Here is an 18,113-nt window from a genome sequence, read left to right as displayed (position 1 = left end):
CGACGCCGCAACCTCGCGCCCGCCGCGCCGCCGCAACAGATTCAGTGTCCGAGCACCATCGGGGAACGCGAAAGGGCCCGGATGCCATGGCATCCGGGCCCTCACAAGTGAAGCGTCAGAGCGCTTCGATGATCTCGCGCATCAGGGCGGCGGTCTCGGACGGCGTCTTGCCGACCTTCACGCCGGCGGCCTCGAGGGCCTCCTTCTTCGCCTGGGCGGTGCCGGCGGAGCCGGAGACGATGGCGCCGGCGTGGCCCATGGTCTTGCCCTCGGGGGCGGTGAAGCCCGCGACGTAACCGACGACCGGCTTGGTGACGTTGGCAGCGATGAACGCCGCCGCGCGCTCTTCGGCGTCGCCGCCGATCTCGCCGATCATGACGATCGCCTTGGTCTCGGGGTCGGCCTCGAACGCGGCGAGCGCGTCGATGTGCGTGGTTCCGATGATCGGGTCGCCGCCGATGCCGATGGCGGTCGAGAAGCCGAGGTCGCGCAGCTCGAACATCATCTGGTAGGTCAGGGTGCCCGACTTCGACACGAGGCCGATGGGGCCCTTGCCGGTGATGTTCGCGGGCGTGATGCCGACGAGCGCCTCACCGGGGGTGATGATGCCGGGGCAGTTCGGCCCGATGATGCGGGTCTTCTCGCCCTTCGACTTCGCGTACGCCCACGCCTCGGCGGTGTCACCCACGGGCACGCCCTCGGTGATCACGACGAGCAGCGGGATCTCGGCGTCGATGGCCTCGACCATCGCGCCCTTCGTGAAGGCCGGGGGCACGAACGCGATCGACACATCGGCGCCGGTCTCGCGGATGGCCTCTTCGACCGAGGCGAAGACGGGGAGCTCGACGTCGTTGCCGGCGGCGTCCTTGTGGGTGACGGTCGTGCCGGCCTTGCGGGCGTTGACGCCACCGACGACCTGCGTACCCGCCTTCAGCATGAGCGCGGTGTGCTTGGTGCCCTCGCCGCCGGTGATGCCCTGGACGATGACCTTGGAGTCCTTGTTGAGGTAGATCGACATGTTCCTGTCCCTATCCCTTACGCGTTGGCCAGTTCGGCGGCCTTGTCGGCGCCCTCGTCCATACCGGCGGCGAGGGTGACGAGCGGGTGGTTGGCGGCGGCGAGGATCTCGCGACCCTCTTCGACCTGGTTGCCGTCGAGACGGACCACGAGAGGCTTGGTGGCGGCGTCGCCGAGGATCTCGAGTGCCTTCACGATGCCCTCCGCGACAGCCACGCACGAGGTGATGCCGCCGAAGACGTTGACGAACACGCTCTTGACCTGCTCGTCGCCGAGGATGACGTCGAGGCCGGCGGCCATGACCGTCGCCGAGGCGCCGCCGCCGATGTCGAGGAAGTTGGCGGGCTTGACGCCGCCGTGGTTCTCGCCGGCGTACGCGACGACGTCGAGGGTCGACATGACCAGGCCCGCGCCGTTGCCGATGATGCCGACCTGACCGTCGAGCTTGACGTAGTTGAGGTCGTGCTGCTTGGCCTTGGCCTCGAGGGGGTCCGCGGCATCCTTGTCTTCGAGCTCTTCGTGCTCGGGGTGACGGAAGCCGGCGTTCTCGTCGAGCGAGACCTTGCCGTCGAGGGCGATGATGTCGCCGTCCTCGGACTGGATGAGGGGGTTGACCTCGACGAGGGTGGCGTCCTCGCCCTTGTAGACGTTGAAGAGCTTGACGAAGACGTCGGCGACCTTGGGGGCCAGCTCGTCGTCGAATTTCGCGGCCTTGGCGATCTCGAGCGCCTTCTCGGGCGAGATGCCCTCGAGCGGGTCGACCTCGACGCGCGCGAGCGCCTCGGGACGCTCGACGGCGAGCTCTTCGATCTCCATGCCGCCCTCGACGCTGGACAGCGACAGGTAGGAGCGGTTGGCACGGTCCAGCAGCACCGAGAAGTAGAACTCTTTGGCGATGCGGGCGCCCGCGGCGACCATGACGCGCTTGACGACGTGGCCCTTGATGTCGAGGCCGAGGATGGCCTGCGCGGCCTCGAAGGCCTCGTCGGGGGTCTTGGCGACCTTGACGCCGCCGGCCTTGCCGCGGCCGCCGGTCTTGACCTGAGCCTTGACGACGACGACGCCGCCGAGCTTCTCCGCGGCCGCCTTCGCCTCCTCAGGGGTGTCGGCGATGATGCCGGCGAGCACCGGCACCTCGTACTTTTCGAACAGGTCTCGTGCCTGGTACTCGTAGAGATCCACGGATGATCCTTCGCTGGGCGATCGGTGGTGGGAGGAGGCGGAAGATCTCTCGATATCAAGAGATCTTGCCAAGCGACAACCCTACTAGACCGGGCTGAACGAGCCGGACGCGGATACGTCCGGACGGAGGGGTTCCGGGATGCCGAGCTCCGCGACGAGTCGCGCGTGGTCGCTGCCGGCGCCGGGGACGGCGCGCAGGGAATCGACCTCGATGTCGCCGCCCGTGAGGACGTGGTCGAGGCGCAGCAGCGGGGGCAGGAAACGGTGACCGACGGTCATCGCCACGCCCTGGGCGGCGATGAGGGATGCCATGTCGCGGTGCCACACCAGCAGCAGGATCACCTGCAGCACCGCCGCGCCGACGAGGATCCACGACTGACGGGTCCGCGACCGGGACAGGTGGTAGCTGGCGACGAGGTTTCCGAGGGCGAACAGGGTCGTGGTGAGGGCGTACGCCGCGATCGGCACGGACAGGCCCGCGTAGGCGGGCCCCAGGACCACGCCGAGCACCGGTCCGCCCCAGAAGAAGCCGCCGACGGCGCAGACGAGGCCGATGGCCGCGACGATGACCATGCCGTTGCGGAGCACGTTCGACGCATCCTGCCCTGCGGCGTGGCGGCGGACGGCGACGGGGAAGACCACCGTGGCGACCGACCACGCGAGGAAGAAGACGGCGCGGCCGACGAGGGCCACGGCCGCGTAGACGCCGGCGTCGGCCGGCGGGAACACGGCTTTGGAGATGAGGATGTCGCTGTTGTTGGCGATGATCTGGCCGATCAGCAGGATCGAGACCATCCCGGCGTAGGCCCGCACCTCGCGCGGATCGATGGTCCCGCTGACCGCGCCACCGCTCGCGCGGGCGACCATGCTCACGACCACGCAGGTCACGACGAACGACACGCTCAGCGCGACCGTCGCCCCGATGACGCCGAAGCCGGCCCAGACCAGCACGACCCCGAGTCCGACGCGCGTGATCATCTCGATCACGAACGACAGCGCGAGGGCGGGGAACGCCAGCCGCGCCTGCAGCGTGCCGCGACCGACGGCCTGCACGAGCCAGAACGGCACGCCCGCCGCCAGCACCACGAACGGCCACGGCGAGGCCGTTCGGAACAGGTCCGACCACAGCGGGGAGCCGGCGGCGAGCGCGACGGCGGCGAGGACGCCGGACCACAGGGCGAGGCGCCGCAGCCGCCGCACGAGGGCATCGGAGTCGCCGGGGAATCCCGAGGCGTCCGCGCGGGCGACGAACCGGGCGGCGACCATCTGCAGACACAGCGCGACGGAGGTCAGGGTGAACAGCAGCGTCACCATGAGGTTCGCGTCGGAGAACTCCGCCGGGGTCAGCACCCGACCGAGGAACAGATTGAGCGCGTAGTTGCCCGCGTTGGCCACGAGCATCGCGCCCGCGAGCATCGACCCGCCCGCGACGAGCCGGCGTGCCCCCGCCGCCGCGGTGTCCGCGCGACGCTCCTCGGTCACACCCGCCTCCGTGCGCGCAGGCGGTCGATGTGCGCGATGTGCCACTGAACGACCTCCGACATCGGCACCCCGCTGGCGGCGGCGTAGTTGCGGCGCCCGAGCATCTCCCGCCGCTCGGGGTCGTCGAGGACCGCGGCGAGCGCGTCGGCGAGACTCTCGACGTCGCCGGGCTCGAAGTAGACGCCCTCGAACCCCTCTTCCTCGATCACGTCGACGAGGTCGCCGATGCGCGGGAGGACGGCGGCACGTCCGTACTCGCCGGCCTGGTGGAGCACGCCGGAACTGCCGGTCGTGGAGGTGTACGGGAAGGCGACCACCGTGGCGGAGCCGAAGAGCGGCGCGACGTCCTCCTCGGCGATGTACCCCGGCATCTCGATGTTCGGCACGTCGGCGTACCGGGCGGCGGCATCGGCCATGTATCCGGGCGAGTTGGGGCTGTCGGTGCCGGCCAGGACGAGCTGCAGATCGTCGTAGCCGCGATCGAGCAGCAGACGATAGGCGTCCACGAGCAGGTCGACCGTCTTGTACGTGCCCCACTTGCCGAAAGCCATGATCGTCCGGCGACCGGGAGGGATGCCGAACGACGGCTTGGCGATCTCCTCGAAGCTGCCGTGGGGCGCGAGCAGGGCGTTCGCGGCTCCGTAGCTGTCGCGGAGGAACTCGACGTAACGGGGGATCGTCAGCGCGACGATGTCGGCGCGCAGCAGCGCCCGCGTGAGCAGGCGCCCGGCGAGCGTCATGAGCCGGGCGGTGAGCGCGGAACGGGCGAAGCCGGCGTCGCGCATGTCGACGTTGTCGGCGAGGTTGTGCAGGACCACCAGGGTGGGCACCCGCCGCGCGCGCAGCACGGCCGGGAGCAGGAGACCGAGGGCACCGGGGATCCGCCGGTCACCGAAGGTCGCGAACTGCAGGTTCAGGATCACCGCGTCGGGGCGGGTGCGGGCGACGGCCCGCGCGACCCGGACCACCGTGCGCGGGTCGTTGAAGGACCAGCTCGGGACGAACGTCACCCCGTCGATCGGCGTCGGGGCCCCGGCATCCGTCTCGTCGGCATAGACGACGACGTCGCTGACCTCTTCGAGCCGGCTCAGATGCCGGACGAGGTGATAGCCGTATTCGTTCAGGCTGTTGCGGCCCGGGGGGAACGCCGTGACGACCCCGATACGCAGGCGCGCCGAAGAGATCTGCGACACTTCCGACTGCTGATCCACCATGGCTGCCCTCCACGTGTGAGGTCGACAGTACCTGGAACGGAACCTGCCTTGTCACCCCGCTATTCACCCCGCGCGGCGTTTCGGTTGACTTCTTGAGAGCGCTCCTGCACCGTTGAGCCATCGCGACCGCTCGGGAGTCGGCGCGCAGTCGGAGTGCGGTATGACGCGGCAGAACCCCCTGGGTGTCGAGCGAGGCCAGGGTGCGGGGCTCTGGACGGTGTTCGGCATCGCCCTCGCCGTGGTCGTCGTCTACGGCGTGTCGCTGTGGATCCTGCCCGAGCAGGGGCCCGCGCTCGTGTGGTTCGTCGGCGCGCGCCTGGCCGTCGAGGCGACGGCCTGTGCGCTGGTGGTCGTCCGCGTGGTCCGGGTTCCGCGGGAACGCGCCGCCTGGACGGTCATGGCGGCGGCGCTCGGAGTCCTCGTCGTCGGAGACGCCGTGCAGTCGCTGGCACCGATCAGCGCGGACACCCTTCGCTGGCTCGCTCCGGTAGTCAACCTCCCGTTCTTCCTCGGTCTGATCGGATGCCTCGGACTCCTCGTCCGAGACCGGTTCGCCCGCCTGTCTCTCTCGATGCTGCTGGACGCGCTCATCAGCACCCTGGGCCTCCTGTGCGTGGTGTTCTTCCTCACCTCCCTGGTCGGCGTGGGCGAGCAGGCGACGCTGCTGAGCCTGGCGTACCTGATCCCGTCCCTCCTCTACGTCAGCGTGCTCGTCGCGCTGCTCTCGGGGTTGAACCGACGCCCGTCGGCGGCGTGGTGGCTGAACCTGGGCGCGGCGCTCCTGCTGTTCCTGGGGAGCCTCGCCGTGGGACCGGCCCTCGCGCTCGGCCAGACGCGGACCCCCTCCCCCGTGGACGCCCTGTGGCCCGCGGCAGCCCTCCTGCTCGCCCTGGTCGCGTGGTGCGCTCCGACCAGCCGCACGGCCGCGAGCAACGGATTGCGCGTGGTCGTGTACGTCCCCGCGATCTTCTCGACCGGGGCCCTCGTCATCCTGGTGTTCAACGAGCTCGATACCGGCGGCGGCGCGATCGAGTTCCTCGCCTTCGCGACTCTGGCCACCGGGATCGCGCGGCTGCTGGTCTCGGTCATCGAGGCGGAGCGCCTCCGTCAGCGCGAGCGCGAGTTGAGCGCCAGTCTCGAGCGGGCTCGGGATGCCGCGCTGGCGGCGACCTCGGCGAAGAGCACGTTCCTCGCGACCATGAGCCACGAGATGCGCACGCCCCTGAACGCCATCCTCGGGATGAACGAGCTCCTCGCCGGCACCGACCTCGACCCCGTGCAGCGCGACTACGCCGACCGGGCATCCGCCAGCGGTTCGCTGCTGCTGGATGTCGTGACCGACATCCTGGACTTCTCGAAGATCGAGGCCGGCGCGATCGACCTGGTGCGCGCACCGTTCGATCTGCGACGCCTGGTGACCTCGACCGTGACGGTGCTGTCCTTCGCCGCGGAGAGCAAGGGGCTGATCGTCGTGGCGGACTACGCGCCCGACGTCCCCACCCACGTGCTGGGCGACTCCACGCGCCTGCGGCAGGTGCTGGTCAACCTGCTCGGCAACGCCGTGAAGTTCACCGCCCAGGGCGAGGTGCGGGTGACCGTGCGCCGCGGCGCCGAGCCGGATGCCGTGCGCTTCGAGGTCACCGACACCGGGATCGGCATCCCCGCCGACGCCCTGCAGCGCATCTTCGAGCCCTTCACCCAAGCCGACGATTCCACGACGCGCACGCACGGCGGCACGGGCCTGGGCCTGTCGATCTGCGATGCGCTCGTGCGCATGATGGGCGGCCGTATCCAGGTGAGCAGCGACGTCGGCCGGGGCAGCACGTTCTCGTTCGAGATCGCGCTCGAGGCCACCGCCCCGCCGGCCCAGTCCCCGCGCGCCGTGGTGCGGGTGGGCCGTCACCCCTCTGCGGCGCAGGTCGCGACCCCGACGGTCGCGCCGACGGCCTCGCCCGCGGCCGCCGTGCCCGCGCCGACCGAGCCCGCGGCATCCGTCGATCCGTCGGGCCAGGAGCCGCTGAACGTGCTGGTCGCCGAGGACAACCCCACGCTGCAGCTGCTGTCGTCGCAGATCCTCGGGCGCCTCGGGCACCGGGCGACGGTGGTCTCCAACGGCGAGGAAGCCGTCGTCGCGGTCGGCCGCGACACGTACGACATCGTGCTCATGGACGTCCACATGCCCGTGACGGACGGGCTCGAGGCGACGCGTCGGATCCGCGCGGCGGGCGACACCGTCGCGCAGCCGTACATCATCGCCCTCACGGCGGGGGCGACGGAGCAGGACCGCGATGACTGCCTGCGCGCGGGGATGGACGGCTACGTCACGAAGCCGTTCACGATGAAGGACCTGCGCCGCGCCTTCGAGACCGCCGAGCTGCACGCGCCGCCGGAGGACCTCGCACCCGCCGCCGCGAGCCCCCACCGTTTCACGCTGCTGAACGACCTGGGGCCCGAGGTGAAGGCCGATGTCCTGCGCACGTTCGTGCTCCGGAGCGCCGACGACGTCTCGGCCATCGAGGAGGCCGTCCACCACGGAGCGGCCGACGACGCGCGCGCGCTCGCCCACCGCCTGCGCGGGGCGAGCCTCGCGCTGGGTGCGGCGCTGCTAGCCGAGGCGTGCGCGCGCATCGAGCGCGGCTCCGACGAACAGGCCCTCGACCCGCGTCGGGTCGCCGCCGTCCGCGACGCCGCGGCGATCGTCGTCGACGACGCCGAGAGGGAGCTCCGTGCTCTTTCGTCGGGCTGAGCGCGACGCGTCCGCAGACCCCGTTGCGGATACTCCGCCCCCGGCGGCTCCCCCTGCCGACGCTCCCGCGCACGCGCCCGAGGATCCTCGACCCCAGCGCGCACGCAATCTCTCGACCCGGACGATCGCGCTGGTCGTCGGGGCGGTGTACTTCGTCGGGTCGCTGATCATCTTCCGCGACGTGCTGTTCGCGATCCCGTCGGTCCTCCGCGGTGACGCGGTGATCGCCGGCGACGAGCTCGTTCCCTTCTTCAACTGGCACAGTCAGCTGCTCGACCAGGCCGCGGGTCAGTTCAACGAGCTGGTCAACGGCTACGAGTTCCGCGTCCGCTACGCGTTCCTCACGACCTGGCTGCGCTACTACGCCGTCCTGCCGTTCGCGATCCTCATCGTCATCCCGGCGTTGTTCTGGTCGGCCTATCTGACGGTCGCGAAGTTCATGGACAAGGTGTTCACGTCGCTGTCGTCGCAGGCGATCTACCTCGCGACGTTCTTCCCCGTCTCGTTGATCTACCTGATCATGGTCTACGCCAAGATCACCCACTTCTACACGCTCGTCCTCGGGCTCGTCCTCATGACGATCTCGTCGTTGTGGATGCTGTACGCGCTGCTCTTCGCCGGCCGCAAGTGGAAGCGCTGGATGGTGATCGCCGCCGTCGCGACGCTGTTCAACCCCGCGATCCACTACCTGGTGCTGTTCACGCTCTTCTTCGCGCTGACGGTCGTCACGCTCCTCGTGGGCGAGGTCGGGAAGTGGATCCGCACGGGCGGCCCGCGCCGTCTGCATCGACTGCCCGGCCGCGTTCGCACCCTGGTCCTCCAGGGGGGACGGTGGAGACGCCTGCGGGCGTGGTTCGGCCGCTGGTCGCTCGCGACGACCGGGCGCATCTTCTGGGCCCTCGTCATCTACGCCGTGATCACCCTGATCCCCTACGCGCTGTTCGTGAAGTACGTCGCGCTCGCGGGTGTCTCGAACCTCTCGGACACGGTGCCGGGCGACTTCTACTTCATCCAGGATGCCTCGGTCTCCTGGCTCCACGAACTCTCGTGGGACCTGGCGGGCATCACCGACAAGATCCTGTTCGGCGACTACCTCGCCAAGGTGCCGCGCTACCCCGACGCCGTCTACACGCTGCTGCTGTTCGTGCCGCTGGCGGTCCCCTGGGTGCGCCGGAGACTGTTCCGCACCCGCCATCACCGGCAGCTCCTCGGCGTGCTCATCGTCACGATCGTGTTCGCGATGTGGGCGACGATCGGCTACGGCGAGCCGCTGTGGTTCCCCACCTTCCACCGCACCCTCGCGGCCCTGGCGATCACCGCCAACGACAGTCATTCCGCGATCGGCAACCTCGTGGTGACGGCCGCCGGAACGGTCGTGCAGATCCTGCGTTTCCCGCATCGCTTCCAGCTCATCCTGTTCATGCTCGCGCCGCTGGTGATGTCGCTCACGCTGGCACTGTTCATCGATGTCGTGAGCGGTCGGTGGCTCGCTCCGCGTCGGCGGCGGGCGCCACGGGCGAAGGCGGCCCCGGTTCCGAAGCAGGCGAAGCCGAAGAACCCCGCGCGGGTGCGCGCTCGCAGCGAACTCCTCGTCTCGCTCCTGGCGACGGCGTGCATCGGCGCGGTGTTCTTCACGCCCTTCTGGTCGAACGATCCCTACCGTTCGGTGTTCGGCTCCGGCAACATGGCCGGGTTCCTCGCACCCTTCCCCCTGCACGACCTGCAGGAGCTCAAGCAGGAATTGAACACGCTCCCCGAGGGCAAGACGGTCGTCCTCCCGCCCACCGAGACCGCGAAGCTCGTTCAGGATGCCAACGGCGTCGACCACAAGTTCATCGACAAGTTCTTCATCTACTACCTCGACAAACCGAGCTACTACTACGGCCTCACCGGGGACGTGAAGAACAAGTTCGACTTCTTCCTCATCCTGCGGGGGCTCTACTACCAGCAGGACTGGTGGATCAACGTCGCCCGAGACATCCAGATCAAATACGTCGTCGTCAACCGCAAGATCCACTCGAACAACGGCGTCGGCGCCGAATACCTGCCGAACGTCGAGAGCTACGTGGAGCCCGGGCTCCAGCGGCTGAAGGGAGACGTCGAGCTCCGGTTCGAGAACGACAGCTACGCGCTCTACGAGATCACCGATCAACCGCGCGCGAACCGCGAGACGATCCTGGTCGACTCCAGCTGGCAGACCTATCTCAACCTCGTCTTCAACCGACGGAACCTCAGCCGCTGCTACACGTTCGAATACACCCCGTACTACGACCCGACCGCGCTCCCCGCGGACGCGCCGATCCACCTGCTCACCGACGACGACGCCACCTCCGCCCTCGACCTCTGGCTGCTCGACCATCCCGACGCCATCGCCGGCCCCGACACGCGGATGTTCGCGTTCAACCCCGACGTCGTGGCATCCAACTACTACCTGTCGCCGATGTTCCGGTCGTTCCTGCTGTTCTCGAACACCAAGTGGAACCGCACCGGCATGATCACGCCCGGTGTCTTCGGGACGCTCCGGGGCTCGTTCATCGGGCTCCCCCGCGCGACCGAGATCAGCGTGCCGGTGACGGTGAAGGAACCCGGCAAGTACCGCGTGCTGATGCGCACGGCGAACACCGCGAACACGCTGCACATCACGTCGTCGTCGCTGTCGTACGACCAGTCGTTCGAGCTGCGGTCTCCACCGGAGAACGTCAAGCTCTTCCCCGTCGACGACGTCTACAAGCCCGGCCGCGTGGCCGCCGACACCTCCGCGATGTCCGTCGCCGATCTCGAACAGCAGATCCCCGACCAGCTCGTGCCGGTCAACTCGGGGTTCAGCTTCCAGGACCTCGGCGTGGTGGACGCCCCGGCCGGCAAGCACACGTTCGCGATCGACAAGACCGATACGAACCCGATGCTCTTCGAGGGCCTCATGCTCGTGCCCGAGGAGACGTACCAGTCGCTCTCCCTTCCCGCGAACGTCGAGAAGATCACCGACCCGAACGCCCTCGAATGCTCGGAGCGCACCGTGAGCGCGGGCGGCAAGGACGGCTACGTCGACCCCGCGGCCAACCCCGAGCACGCCAACCTCACACAGGATCAGCTGCTGAACCTCGCCGCCGCCGACGTCACCGACCTCGAACCGCCCAGCGGCGGTGTCGTCGGGTCGAGCTGGGTCGGGGTGGGGCTGACGGTCCTGCTCATCGCGGGCAGCCTCGTGCTCGTGCGGTGGCGCGCCCGCTTGCATCCCGACGACGATGAGGACGAGGATCGCGACACCGACGACCTCGACGACGATCCGACCGACCCCCCACCCCAGGAGCCTCGATCATGACCGCACCCGCCCGCCGCATCGTGTTCCTCGGGACCCACGGGCAGTACAACATCGGCGACGAGCTGCTGCTCGAGACGTTCCTCACGCAGCTCGGCCCGCAGCACCGGTACCTCGTCAACAGCTACGACCCGGACTTCACCCGCTCGCAGCTGCGCCCGCGATTCGACGTCCGCGTGATCGACACGGGAGCGGACCGGCTGCAGCTGCTCCGCGCGCTGCGCGGTGCCGATCTCCTCGTCTTCGGCGGAGGCTCGATCATCAAGGAGCTGTACGCGTCGACGGGACGCAACCCCTACTCGACGCTCGCGATGATCCTCGGGGTGGTGACCTTCGCCCGGCGCATCGCGCGCAAGCCCGTGGCCATGCTCAACATCGGCGTCGGTCCGCTGCGTACCCGGACGGGGTTGTGGCTCGCGCGGCGGATCCTCTCGCAGGTCGACCTCATCACCGTGCGGGATCAGAAGTCGTTCGACACCTGCCGCGAGATCGGGATCGACGCGACCCTCGTCCCGGATGCCGTGTTCTCCACCGACGAGGAGTTCCTGCTCCGGCCCGCCGACGACACCCCCGCTCCCCGGTCCGACGGCGCGCTCCGGGTCGCACTCAACCTGAATTTCGACATCGAGAACCCGGAGGCGTGGGAGCCGTTCCTCGACCGGCTCGCCGCGGCGCTCGAGAGCGTCCACGCCCGGCATCCGATCGAAGTGCACTCGCTTCCGATGCAGATCGGCTTCAAGGACCACGACGACGTCGAGGTGCTCGACGCCCTCGCCGGACGCCTGGCATCCGTCCCGTTCGTGCGTCACGAACCGCGGACCCACGTGGAGGCCGCCCGCCTCATCCGCGACAGCGACGTGCTGGTGAGCGAGCGGCTGCACGCCATCGTCATGGCCTCCCTCCTCGGCGTGCCCTCGTTCGTGCTCGCCTACGACGTGAAGGTGCGCGAGCTCGCGAAGACCCTGGGACTCACCGAGTGGACGGTCGACATCAACGAGCCGTTCGACGCGTCCGCTCTGGCCGACGGTCTCGTCGACCTGATCGAACGGCGGGATGCCGTGGGGGCCGCGGTCGGCGCCCGGAGCGCCGAGCTGCGCACCGCGGCCCGCGACAGCTTCGCGCGGGCGCAGGGGTGGGCGGAGAGCGCGTGAGCTCGTCGGGCCGCGGTCCTCGACGCGGTCACCGACTAGTCGGTGCTCCAACCTCCGCGTCAGACTCGAAGTGCCGCAGCTCCAGCGGCTGCCGCAGGAACCGCTCCTCGTCCGGGAATGTCACCGGCTGCGTGCGCCAGTCATCGCCCGCATAGGCGACGAGAGCCGCCTCATCCGCCCACTCGCTGACGTACTGAACGCGGCTCGGATCGGCGAGGTCGACGAGCATGTCGTGGCGGAGTAATCCGTCGTACTGCTCGGGGAACGATGCGACCAGCTCGCGCAGCAGAGCGAGGAACTCATCGGCGAGACCGTCCCGGACGTGCGCCTCGGATACCCGGACGATCATCGCCAGAACCCGCGGTGGGGCTCGGCCGCCTCGTCCTCGAGATGCGGACCCGAGACGACGGTCGGCTGACTCCCGCCGGCGAACACCTCGCGGGACGGGAGGTCCAGCTCCCGTCCGTCCTCGCCAGACTCGGCGAGCGCGATGAGCCCCCGCCCCGACAGGGCGTAGACCATGCGCCCGATGCCCGCCCAGAACATCGCCCCCGCGCACATCGCACAGGGTTCGCACGACGTGTACAGGGTGGATGCCGCCAGCTCGGTGGCATCCAGTTCTCTCCAGGCCAGGCGGACGAGGTTGGTCTCGGCGTGGCCGGTGACGTCGCGGTCGGTGACGACGGTGTTCTCGGCCTCGAGGATGCCTCCGTCGCCGGTGACGAGGATCGCGCCGAAGGGGTGGTTGCCGTGGGCGCGGGCGTCGATCGACACCTGGATCGCGCGGCGGAGGTGCGCGGTCTCGGTCGGATCGAGGGGGTCGGTGGTCATGGCCACGATCCTAGGGACGCCGGGGCGATCGTGATGATCGCGCGGCGCCCGCACCGGGGTCAGCTCGCCGACCCCGTGCCGCTGCTCGACCCGTCGGTCGTTCCGTCCGTCGACCCGTCGGAGCTTCCCGAGCCGCCCTGCGGCGGGGTTCCGTAACCACCGTCGGGAGGCGTACCGCCATCGGGGGGCGTGCCCATCTCGGGCCGCGTGCCGTTGCCGAAGCCGGGTCCGGTGTTCGAGGTGCTCGCGTTGGCCGCCGAGGCGTTGCCGATCGCGAAACCGGCCCCGCCCCCGACGAGCAGGCCGAGGGCGAGTGCGCCCGCGCTGATGCCGGCGACCAGCCGTCGGGTGAACGTGGGGCGGCGCCGTGCGGGCGCGGGGGATGAGTTCGTCGGCGGCGTCGCCGGAACGAAGGAGTGATCGGTCATGCCGCCGAGTGTGACGGCGCGACACAAACGCAGGACTGGCGGCGGCTGTGGGAACGCTATGAGGCGACCCGCCCCTCGACGGAGGTCGCAACGGGTCTCGACATCCGTTCCTGGCCCGGTGCCGCCGGCGTTCTTAGCCTGACGCTGCGCGGCACCTCCGCCGTCCGTGAGAGGAGCACTCCCATGTCTCAGTCCCCCACCATCGTCCTCGTCCACGGCGCCTTCGCCGACGCTGGGAGCTGGGCGCCCGTCACGCGCACGCTGCTCGACCAGGGGTACACCGTCCGAGTCCCCGCCGTTCCGAACCGGAGCCTGCTCGGGGACGCGGCCTACATCCGCTCGGTCGTCGAGCACATCGACGGGCCCGTCCTGCTCGCCGGGCACTCGTACGGAGGTGCCGTCATCACCGTGGCCGGCGTCGCGGACAACGTCGTGGGCCTCGTCTACGTCTCGGGCTACGCGCTGGCAGAAGGCGAGAGCCTCGGCGAGCTGCAGGGCGGCTTCCCCGACTCCGACCTCGCCCAGCACCTCGTCTACACGTCGTTCCCCGTCGACGGCGGGGAGGACGGCACCGACGTGTCGGTGGAGATCGCCGCGTTCCCTGACGTCTTCGCCCACGGCGTGCCGCTCGAGACGGCGGAGGTGCTCGCGGTGTCGCAGCGCCCGCTCGCCGCGCTGGCGTTCGGCGAACCGGCACCGGTGGCCGCGTGGAAGACGAAGCCGGCCTGGGGCATCGTGTCCAGTGCGGACCACACCATCAACCCCGACGTCGAGCGCTTCGGGTACACGCGGGCCGGCCTGCGTTCGGTCGTCGAGATCGACGCGCCGCATCTCGTGATGCAGTCGCACCCCGCCGAGGTCGCCCGGGTCATCACCGACGCGATCGCCGAGATCGGCTGAGCCGAGCGCGACGCGGAGGACACGACCGTGGCGATGAGCGACCCGTTCCTGCCCGTGCACCGCGGAGCGCCCGATCGGGACGGACGCGAGATCGACATCGATCACGACGAGGACGTGATCATCGAGGACGGCGACGACGGGGATGCCCTGAGGCTCCCGTCGTCGGCCGCGGCTCCTCCGTTCCGCACGCCGGCCCCGGGCGACCGCGTCACCCAGGGACGGCTGGACGACGACCTCGGCGTGGCCGACTCTCCGCGCTCGGGCGGTGAGTGAGGGGCGCCTGGTGCGCCCTCGGGACGGACGCGACGGCATCCGGATGCCGTGAACCTCCGCCGCATCCGGCGCCGTCCCGCCCGCGTCACCGCGGGCGCATCACCGCTTCGAGGTCGTTCACGGCGGCGGCGACGTCTTCCGCGAACAGCAGGGCGATGTCGGAGTGCGTCGCCGTCGGCAGTTCGCGGCAGAGCGACCCCGCGGGCAGAGCCGCGTCGTACATCCGGTGCAGGGCCGCACCCTGTTCACGCAGGTCGTCGTCGCTGCTGAACTGCGCCTGGAGCGGATCGACCGCGCCCGCCCGCAGGACGATCGTCGGGGCGGCGAAGGGTCCGGACCCGAGCTCGTCGAGGATCTCGATGAAGTTCGCCCCTTCTCGCGGCCCGGTCCGCAGGCCGTCGGCGGCGTGGCGAGCGCGCACGAGCTCGCGGACCTCGGGCGGCAGGTCGGTGGTGACCGACTCCCGCCATCGGCGACCGGAAGCGCGATGCTCATCGGTGACGACGACGGCCGTCGAGGCGTTGGCTCCGATGCGGAGCCGCTCCGGCATCGCCTCGTTCCACGCGCCGTGGACGGGGTCGAGCAGGACCATGCCCGCGACGCGGTCGGGGAACAGCTGGGCGAACCGTTGCGCGTACGCGCCGCCGAGGGAATGCCCCACCAGGATGACGGCCCCCGTCACGCCCAGCGCACGCAGCAGGGAATCGAGCTCCTCCGCGACCGCGGCCGCCGTCCGCGGGAGCGCGACGGGAGAGCTCCAGCCGGTGCCCGCCCGGTCGTAGATGACACCGGCCCGAGAGCGAGTCACGCTCTCGTAGCTCTGCCACAGGTCGAGCCCCATTTCACCCGAGCCGGGGAGGAAGACCGCGCACGGGCCCGGTCCCTCCCGCGTGTCGACCCACAGCCGACGGCCGTCCACGTCGACGAATCGACCGATCGGCGGTGTCGTATCGGTCAGGGTCTGAGCCTGCTGATCCACGTCACCACCGTAGCGAGCGGCCAGAGGCGAGCCGTGGCTCGCGGATCGGACTAGTCCGGATGCCGCGCAGTCGCCGTCTCGATCACGGGTTGGCGGAGGATGGTGCGGAGCTTGTCGGGAGTGACGCGGCGGACGTCGCTCAGGTAGATCTCGTGATGCTTCCCGCTCAGGCCGAATCCCTGACCGGGGATGAATTCGTGGTGCATCTCGTCCAGCACGGCCGCTTCGTCGTCGAAGGAACCGAGGTGCAGTGTCTGCACGCACCGCCCCTCGGCGAGGGTCTCGATCCGGACGTCCGCGACCCGCCCCGCCGACCCGGCGGCTCTCACGATGTCGACGGCCGCCTCGACCATCGCGTCGTCGATCCACTCGGGAACGAGGAGCATCATCGTCCAGTTCCACCGCGACTTGTCTCTGGCCACGGTGAAGGCATCCATGTCATCCGCCCACCACAGGCCCTCCAACGGAGGCACCACGTAGTCGCGGCCGAGGTCGCGTCTGCTCGCGAACTTCAGCTTGTACGCGACGGGGTAGAGCGCCTGCAGCGCCTGGGTGTAGGCCGGCGAGGTGTTGGGGTCGCCGTGCCCGTCGATCATCAGGTAGCGCGTCTCGGGGATCTCGACGACCCTGAACTGCCCGGTCCTGGCCTGATAACCGTCGAGGGACTTCTTGAAGTCGATCTTGGCCGCCATGGTGCTCCTCCGCTCGCTCCGCCAGCCTGGCAGAGGCGGCGTCACCTCGCGCGGCCCCGGCGCGACGGACCGCTAGATCCAGCCGCGCTCGCGCGCGTGGATCGTCGCCTGCTGACGGCTCGCCAGCCCCAGCTTGCCGAGCACCGACGAGACGTGGTTGCGCACGGTCCCTCCCGAGAGGTGGAGGGATGCCGCGATCTCGGCGACCGTCTCACCGCGGGCGCCCGCCCGGAGGACGTCGAGCTCCCGGTCGGTGAGCGGACTCCGCTCGTCGCTCAGCGCGTCGGCCGCGATCTCGGGGTCGACGTACCGGCGGCCGGAGGCGACCTCGCGGATCACCGCGGCCACGTCATCCGCCGGTCGGGATTTCGGGAGGAAGCCGTTCACTCCCGCGCGGAGCGCGCGCCGCAGCACGCCGGGCCGCGCGTGGCGGGTGACGATGACGCACCGCGACGGCACGCGCCGCAGGATCCGTGCCGCGGTGTCGATGCCGTCCAGGCCGGGCATCTCGAGGTCGAGGAGGCAGACGTCGGGCCGCAGCCGTTCGGCCTCGGCGAGCGCCGTCTCGCCGTCGCGGCATTCGGCCACGACCTCGAGGTCGTCCTCCAGGCGCAGGAGCGCGGCGAGCGCCGTGCGGATCATGTCTTCGTCGTCGGCGATGAGCACCCGGATCACGCGGCGACCTCCTCGGGCACGCGGACGGTGAGGCGGAAACGATCGTCGAGGCGGGTGGCATCCATGTCGCCGCCCAGCGCTCCGACCCGCTCGGCGATTCCGGAGAGGCCGGCGCCGTCGCTCACCGGGGTCGTGGCGACCCGGAAGTCGTTCTCGACGACCAGCACCCACGTCCCGTCCTGTCGGACGAGCGAGAGGGATGCCGACACCCCACCGCCGTGTTTGAGCACATTGGTCGTCGACTCGCGCACCACCGGCCCGAGCACGTCCGCCGGCGCACGGTCCGCGGTCGCGTCGACGTTCAGGTCGACGGTGAGGCCGGCGGCACGCAGAAGGTCGGCGGCGTTGGCGAGTTCGTCCGGGAGGGGAACGCCGCGGAAGCGCGCCGCGAGATCGCGGGTTCCGCGTCGGGCGTCGTCGACGCTGGCACGGGCGGCGCGCACCTGGTCTCCCGCGGCTTCGGGATCCCGCGCCATCATCTTCTCGGCCAGTTCGAGTTGCAGCGCGATCACCTGCAGATGGTGGCCCTGCAGGTCGTGGAGGTCGCCCGCGAGCCGCAGTCGCTCCTGGGCGGCGGCGAGGCGGCCTTCGGCACGGCGCGCGCGATCGAGTTCGCAGACGATGTCCCACCACCACAGCGAGGTCGCCGTCAGCGGGGGCAGGAGCGCCACGAAGAACGGCAGGGCGAAGACCTGGGCGTAGCCCTCGGGCTGGAGGCGCGTGACCTCGATCAGCCACACCGCCACGATCACCACGATCGACAGCACGGCCAGGCGCACCCGCACGCCCGCGCGCCACCGCACCAGGCACAGGGTCTGCGCGGCGAACCCCACGCCGAGCAGGAGCGACCCGGTCGACATCCCCATCGCCGCGGCTGCCACGATCCCCGACACGACGAGCGGCCACACCGCCGTCGAGCGGTGGCATCGGCGTCGTCGAGCGGCTCGCGACGGTAGCGCACGAGCAGGAGCACCGCGGATGCCAGCGACCCGGCGACGCCGAGCAGATTCAGGACGAGGGCCGTCGGGGCACCCTCGGCGAACACCCCGATCGTCCAGGTGACGGCCGCGAACGCGTGGAGGAAGAGGATCGACGACGCGGTGTACCACCACGTGACGCTCACGTCACGGGCGTAGGCGGCGGTCGGGGTGATCACCCGGGCCACTGTACGTGCGTGACATCCGTCATGGGTGGTTCCTGGGCCCCTCGGGCGCCGGCACCCCT

Annotated in this window: 17 protein-coding genes; 5 read left to right on the top strand and 12 right to left on the bottom strand. The window is 70.1% G+C overall.

What is annotated here, in order from left to right; genetic code table 11:
* Positions 1-115: 115 nt before the first annotated feature.
* From sucD to QM517_RS18685, 4 genes are all read right to left on the bottom strand, one after another.
* Positions 116-1,018 carry a succinate--CoA ligase subunit alpha gene (sucD, locus tag QM517_RS12490; RefSeq protein WP_283287808.1) on the bottom strand — a complete coding sequence of 301 codons (903 nt, stop codon included), beginning with the start codon at positions 1,016-1,018 and terminating at the stop codon, positions 116-118.
* Between the two features lie 17 nt (positions 1,019-1,035).
* On the bottom strand, positions 1,036-2,199 hold the full coding sequence (gene sucC / locus QM517_RS12485; RefSeq protein WP_077050528.1) for an ADP-forming succinate--CoA ligase subunit beta: 1,164 nt from the start codon (positions 2,197-2,199) through the stop codon (positions 1,036-1,038).
* Between the two features lie 84 nt (positions 2,200-2,283).
* Entirely contained in the window at positions 2,284-3,681 is a 1,398-nt protein-coding gene (locus QM517_RS12480; protein ID WP_283287806.1) for an oligosaccharide flippase family protein, read from the bottom strand.
* A complete protein-coding gene (locus tag QM517_RS18685; protein ID WP_283287804.1) occupies positions 3,678-4,874 on the bottom strand; it encodes a glycosyltransferase in 1,197 nt (398 codons plus the stop codon). Before QM517_RS18685 ends, QM517_RS12480 begins: the two co-directional genes overlap by 4 nt.
* A gap of 181 nt (positions 4,875-5,055) precedes the next feature.
* On the opposite strand from QM517_RS18685, the gene QM517_RS12470 reads away from it, so the two are divergent.
* The 3 genes from QM517_RS12470 to QM517_RS12460 are packed head-to-tail and all read left to right on the top strand — an operon-like array spanning position 5,056 to position 12,111.
* Entirely contained in the window at positions 5,056-7,641 is a 2,586-nt protein-coding gene (locus tag QM517_RS12470) for an ATP-binding protein (RefSeq protein ID WP_283287803.1), read from the top strand.
* Positions 7,622-10,963, top strand: a complete 3,342-nt coding sequence (locus QM517_RS12465; protein WP_283287802.1) for a hypothetical protein — start codon at positions 7,622-7,624, stop codon at positions 10,961-10,963. The genes QM517_RS12470 and QM517_RS12465 overlap by 20 nt, the downstream gene beginning before the upstream one ends.
* Positions 10,960-12,111, top strand: a complete 1,152-nt coding sequence (locus QM517_RS12460; RefSeq protein ID WP_283287800.1) for a polysaccharide pyruvyl transferase family protein — start codon at positions 10,960-10,962, stop codon at positions 12,109-12,111. Before QM517_RS12465 ends, QM517_RS12460 begins: the two co-directional genes overlap by 4 nt.
* A 28-nt stretch (positions 12,112-12,139) precedes the next feature.
* On the opposite strand, the gene QM517_RS12455 is transcribed toward QM517_RS12460, so the two are convergent.
* From QM517_RS12455 to QM517_RS12445, 3 genes are read right to left on the bottom strand one after another with little or no spacing between them, the layout of a single operon-like run.
* Entirely contained in the window at positions 12,140-12,460 is a 321-nt protein-coding gene (locus QM517_RS12455; protein WP_283287798.1) for a putative quinol monooxygenase, read from the bottom strand.
* Positions 12,457-12,942: a nucleoside deaminase gene (locus tag QM517_RS12450; RefSeq protein WP_283287797.1), complete on the bottom strand. Its 486-nt coding sequence runs from the start codon at positions 12,940-12,942 to the stop codon at positions 12,457-12,459. The genes QM517_RS12455 and QM517_RS12450 overlap by 4 nt, the downstream gene beginning before the upstream one ends.
* Before the next feature lie 59 nt (positions 12,943-13,001).
* Positions 13,002-13,370, bottom strand: a complete 369-nt coding sequence (locus QM517_RS12445; RefSeq protein WP_283287796.1) for a hypothetical protein — start codon at positions 13,368-13,370, stop codon at positions 13,002-13,004.
* 183 nt (positions 13,371-13,553) lie between these two features.
* Between QM517_RS12445 and QM517_RS12440 the strand changes: the two genes are divergently transcribed.
* Positions 13,554-14,270: an alpha/beta hydrolase gene (locus QM517_RS12440; RefSeq protein ID WP_283287795.1), complete on the top strand. Its 717-nt coding sequence runs from the start codon at positions 13,554-13,556 to the stop codon at positions 14,268-14,270.
* 27 nt (positions 14,271-14,297) lie between these two features.
* Entirely contained in the window at positions 14,298-14,543 is a 246-nt protein-coding gene (locus QM517_RS12435) for a hypothetical protein (protein ID WP_283287793.1), read from the top strand.
* 85 nt (positions 14,544-14,628) lie between these two features.
* Here QM517_RS12435 and QM517_RS12430 read toward each other — a convergent pair whose 3' ends face one another.
* The 5 genes from QM517_RS12430 to QM517_RS12410 form a co-directional block, all read right to left on the bottom strand.
* Positions 14,629-15,522 carry an alpha/beta hydrolase gene (locus QM517_RS12430; protein ID WP_283287791.1) on the bottom strand — a complete coding sequence of 298 codons (894 nt, stop codon included), beginning with the start codon at positions 15,520-15,522 and terminating at the stop codon, positions 14,629-14,631.
* 50 nt (positions 15,523-15,572) lie between these two features.
* On the bottom strand, positions 15,573-16,214 hold the full coding sequence (locus tag QM517_RS12425) for a GyrI-like domain-containing protein (RefSeq protein ID WP_283287790.1): 642 nt from the start codon (positions 16,212-16,214) through the stop codon (positions 15,573-15,575).
* Between the two features lie 72 nt (positions 16,215-16,286).
* Entirely contained in the window at positions 16,287-16,889 is a 603-nt protein-coding gene (locus tag QM517_RS12420) for a response regulator transcription factor (RefSeq protein ID WP_077050545.1), read from the bottom strand.
* Entirely contained in the window at positions 16,886-17,749 is an 864-nt protein-coding gene (locus QM517_RS12415) for a sensor histidine kinase (RefSeq protein ID WP_237488818.1), read from the bottom strand. The genes QM517_RS12420 and QM517_RS12415 overlap by 4 nt, the downstream gene beginning before the upstream one ends.
* Entirely contained in the window at positions 17,638-18,045 is a 408-nt protein-coding gene (locus tag QM517_RS12410; RefSeq protein WP_283287787.1) for a hypothetical protein, read from the bottom strand. The genes QM517_RS12415 and QM517_RS12410 overlap by 112 nt, the downstream gene beginning before the upstream one ends.
* Between the last annotated feature and the right edge of the window lie 68 nt (positions 18,046-18,113).

This window comes from Microbacterium sp. IEGM 1404 (assembly GCF_030056775.1).
In the GTDB taxonomy this organism is placed as follows: Bacteria; Actinomycetota; Actinomycetes; order Actinomycetales; family Microbacteriaceae; genus Microbacterium.
This window is presented reverse-complemented; position numbering and strand designations above follow the sequence as displayed.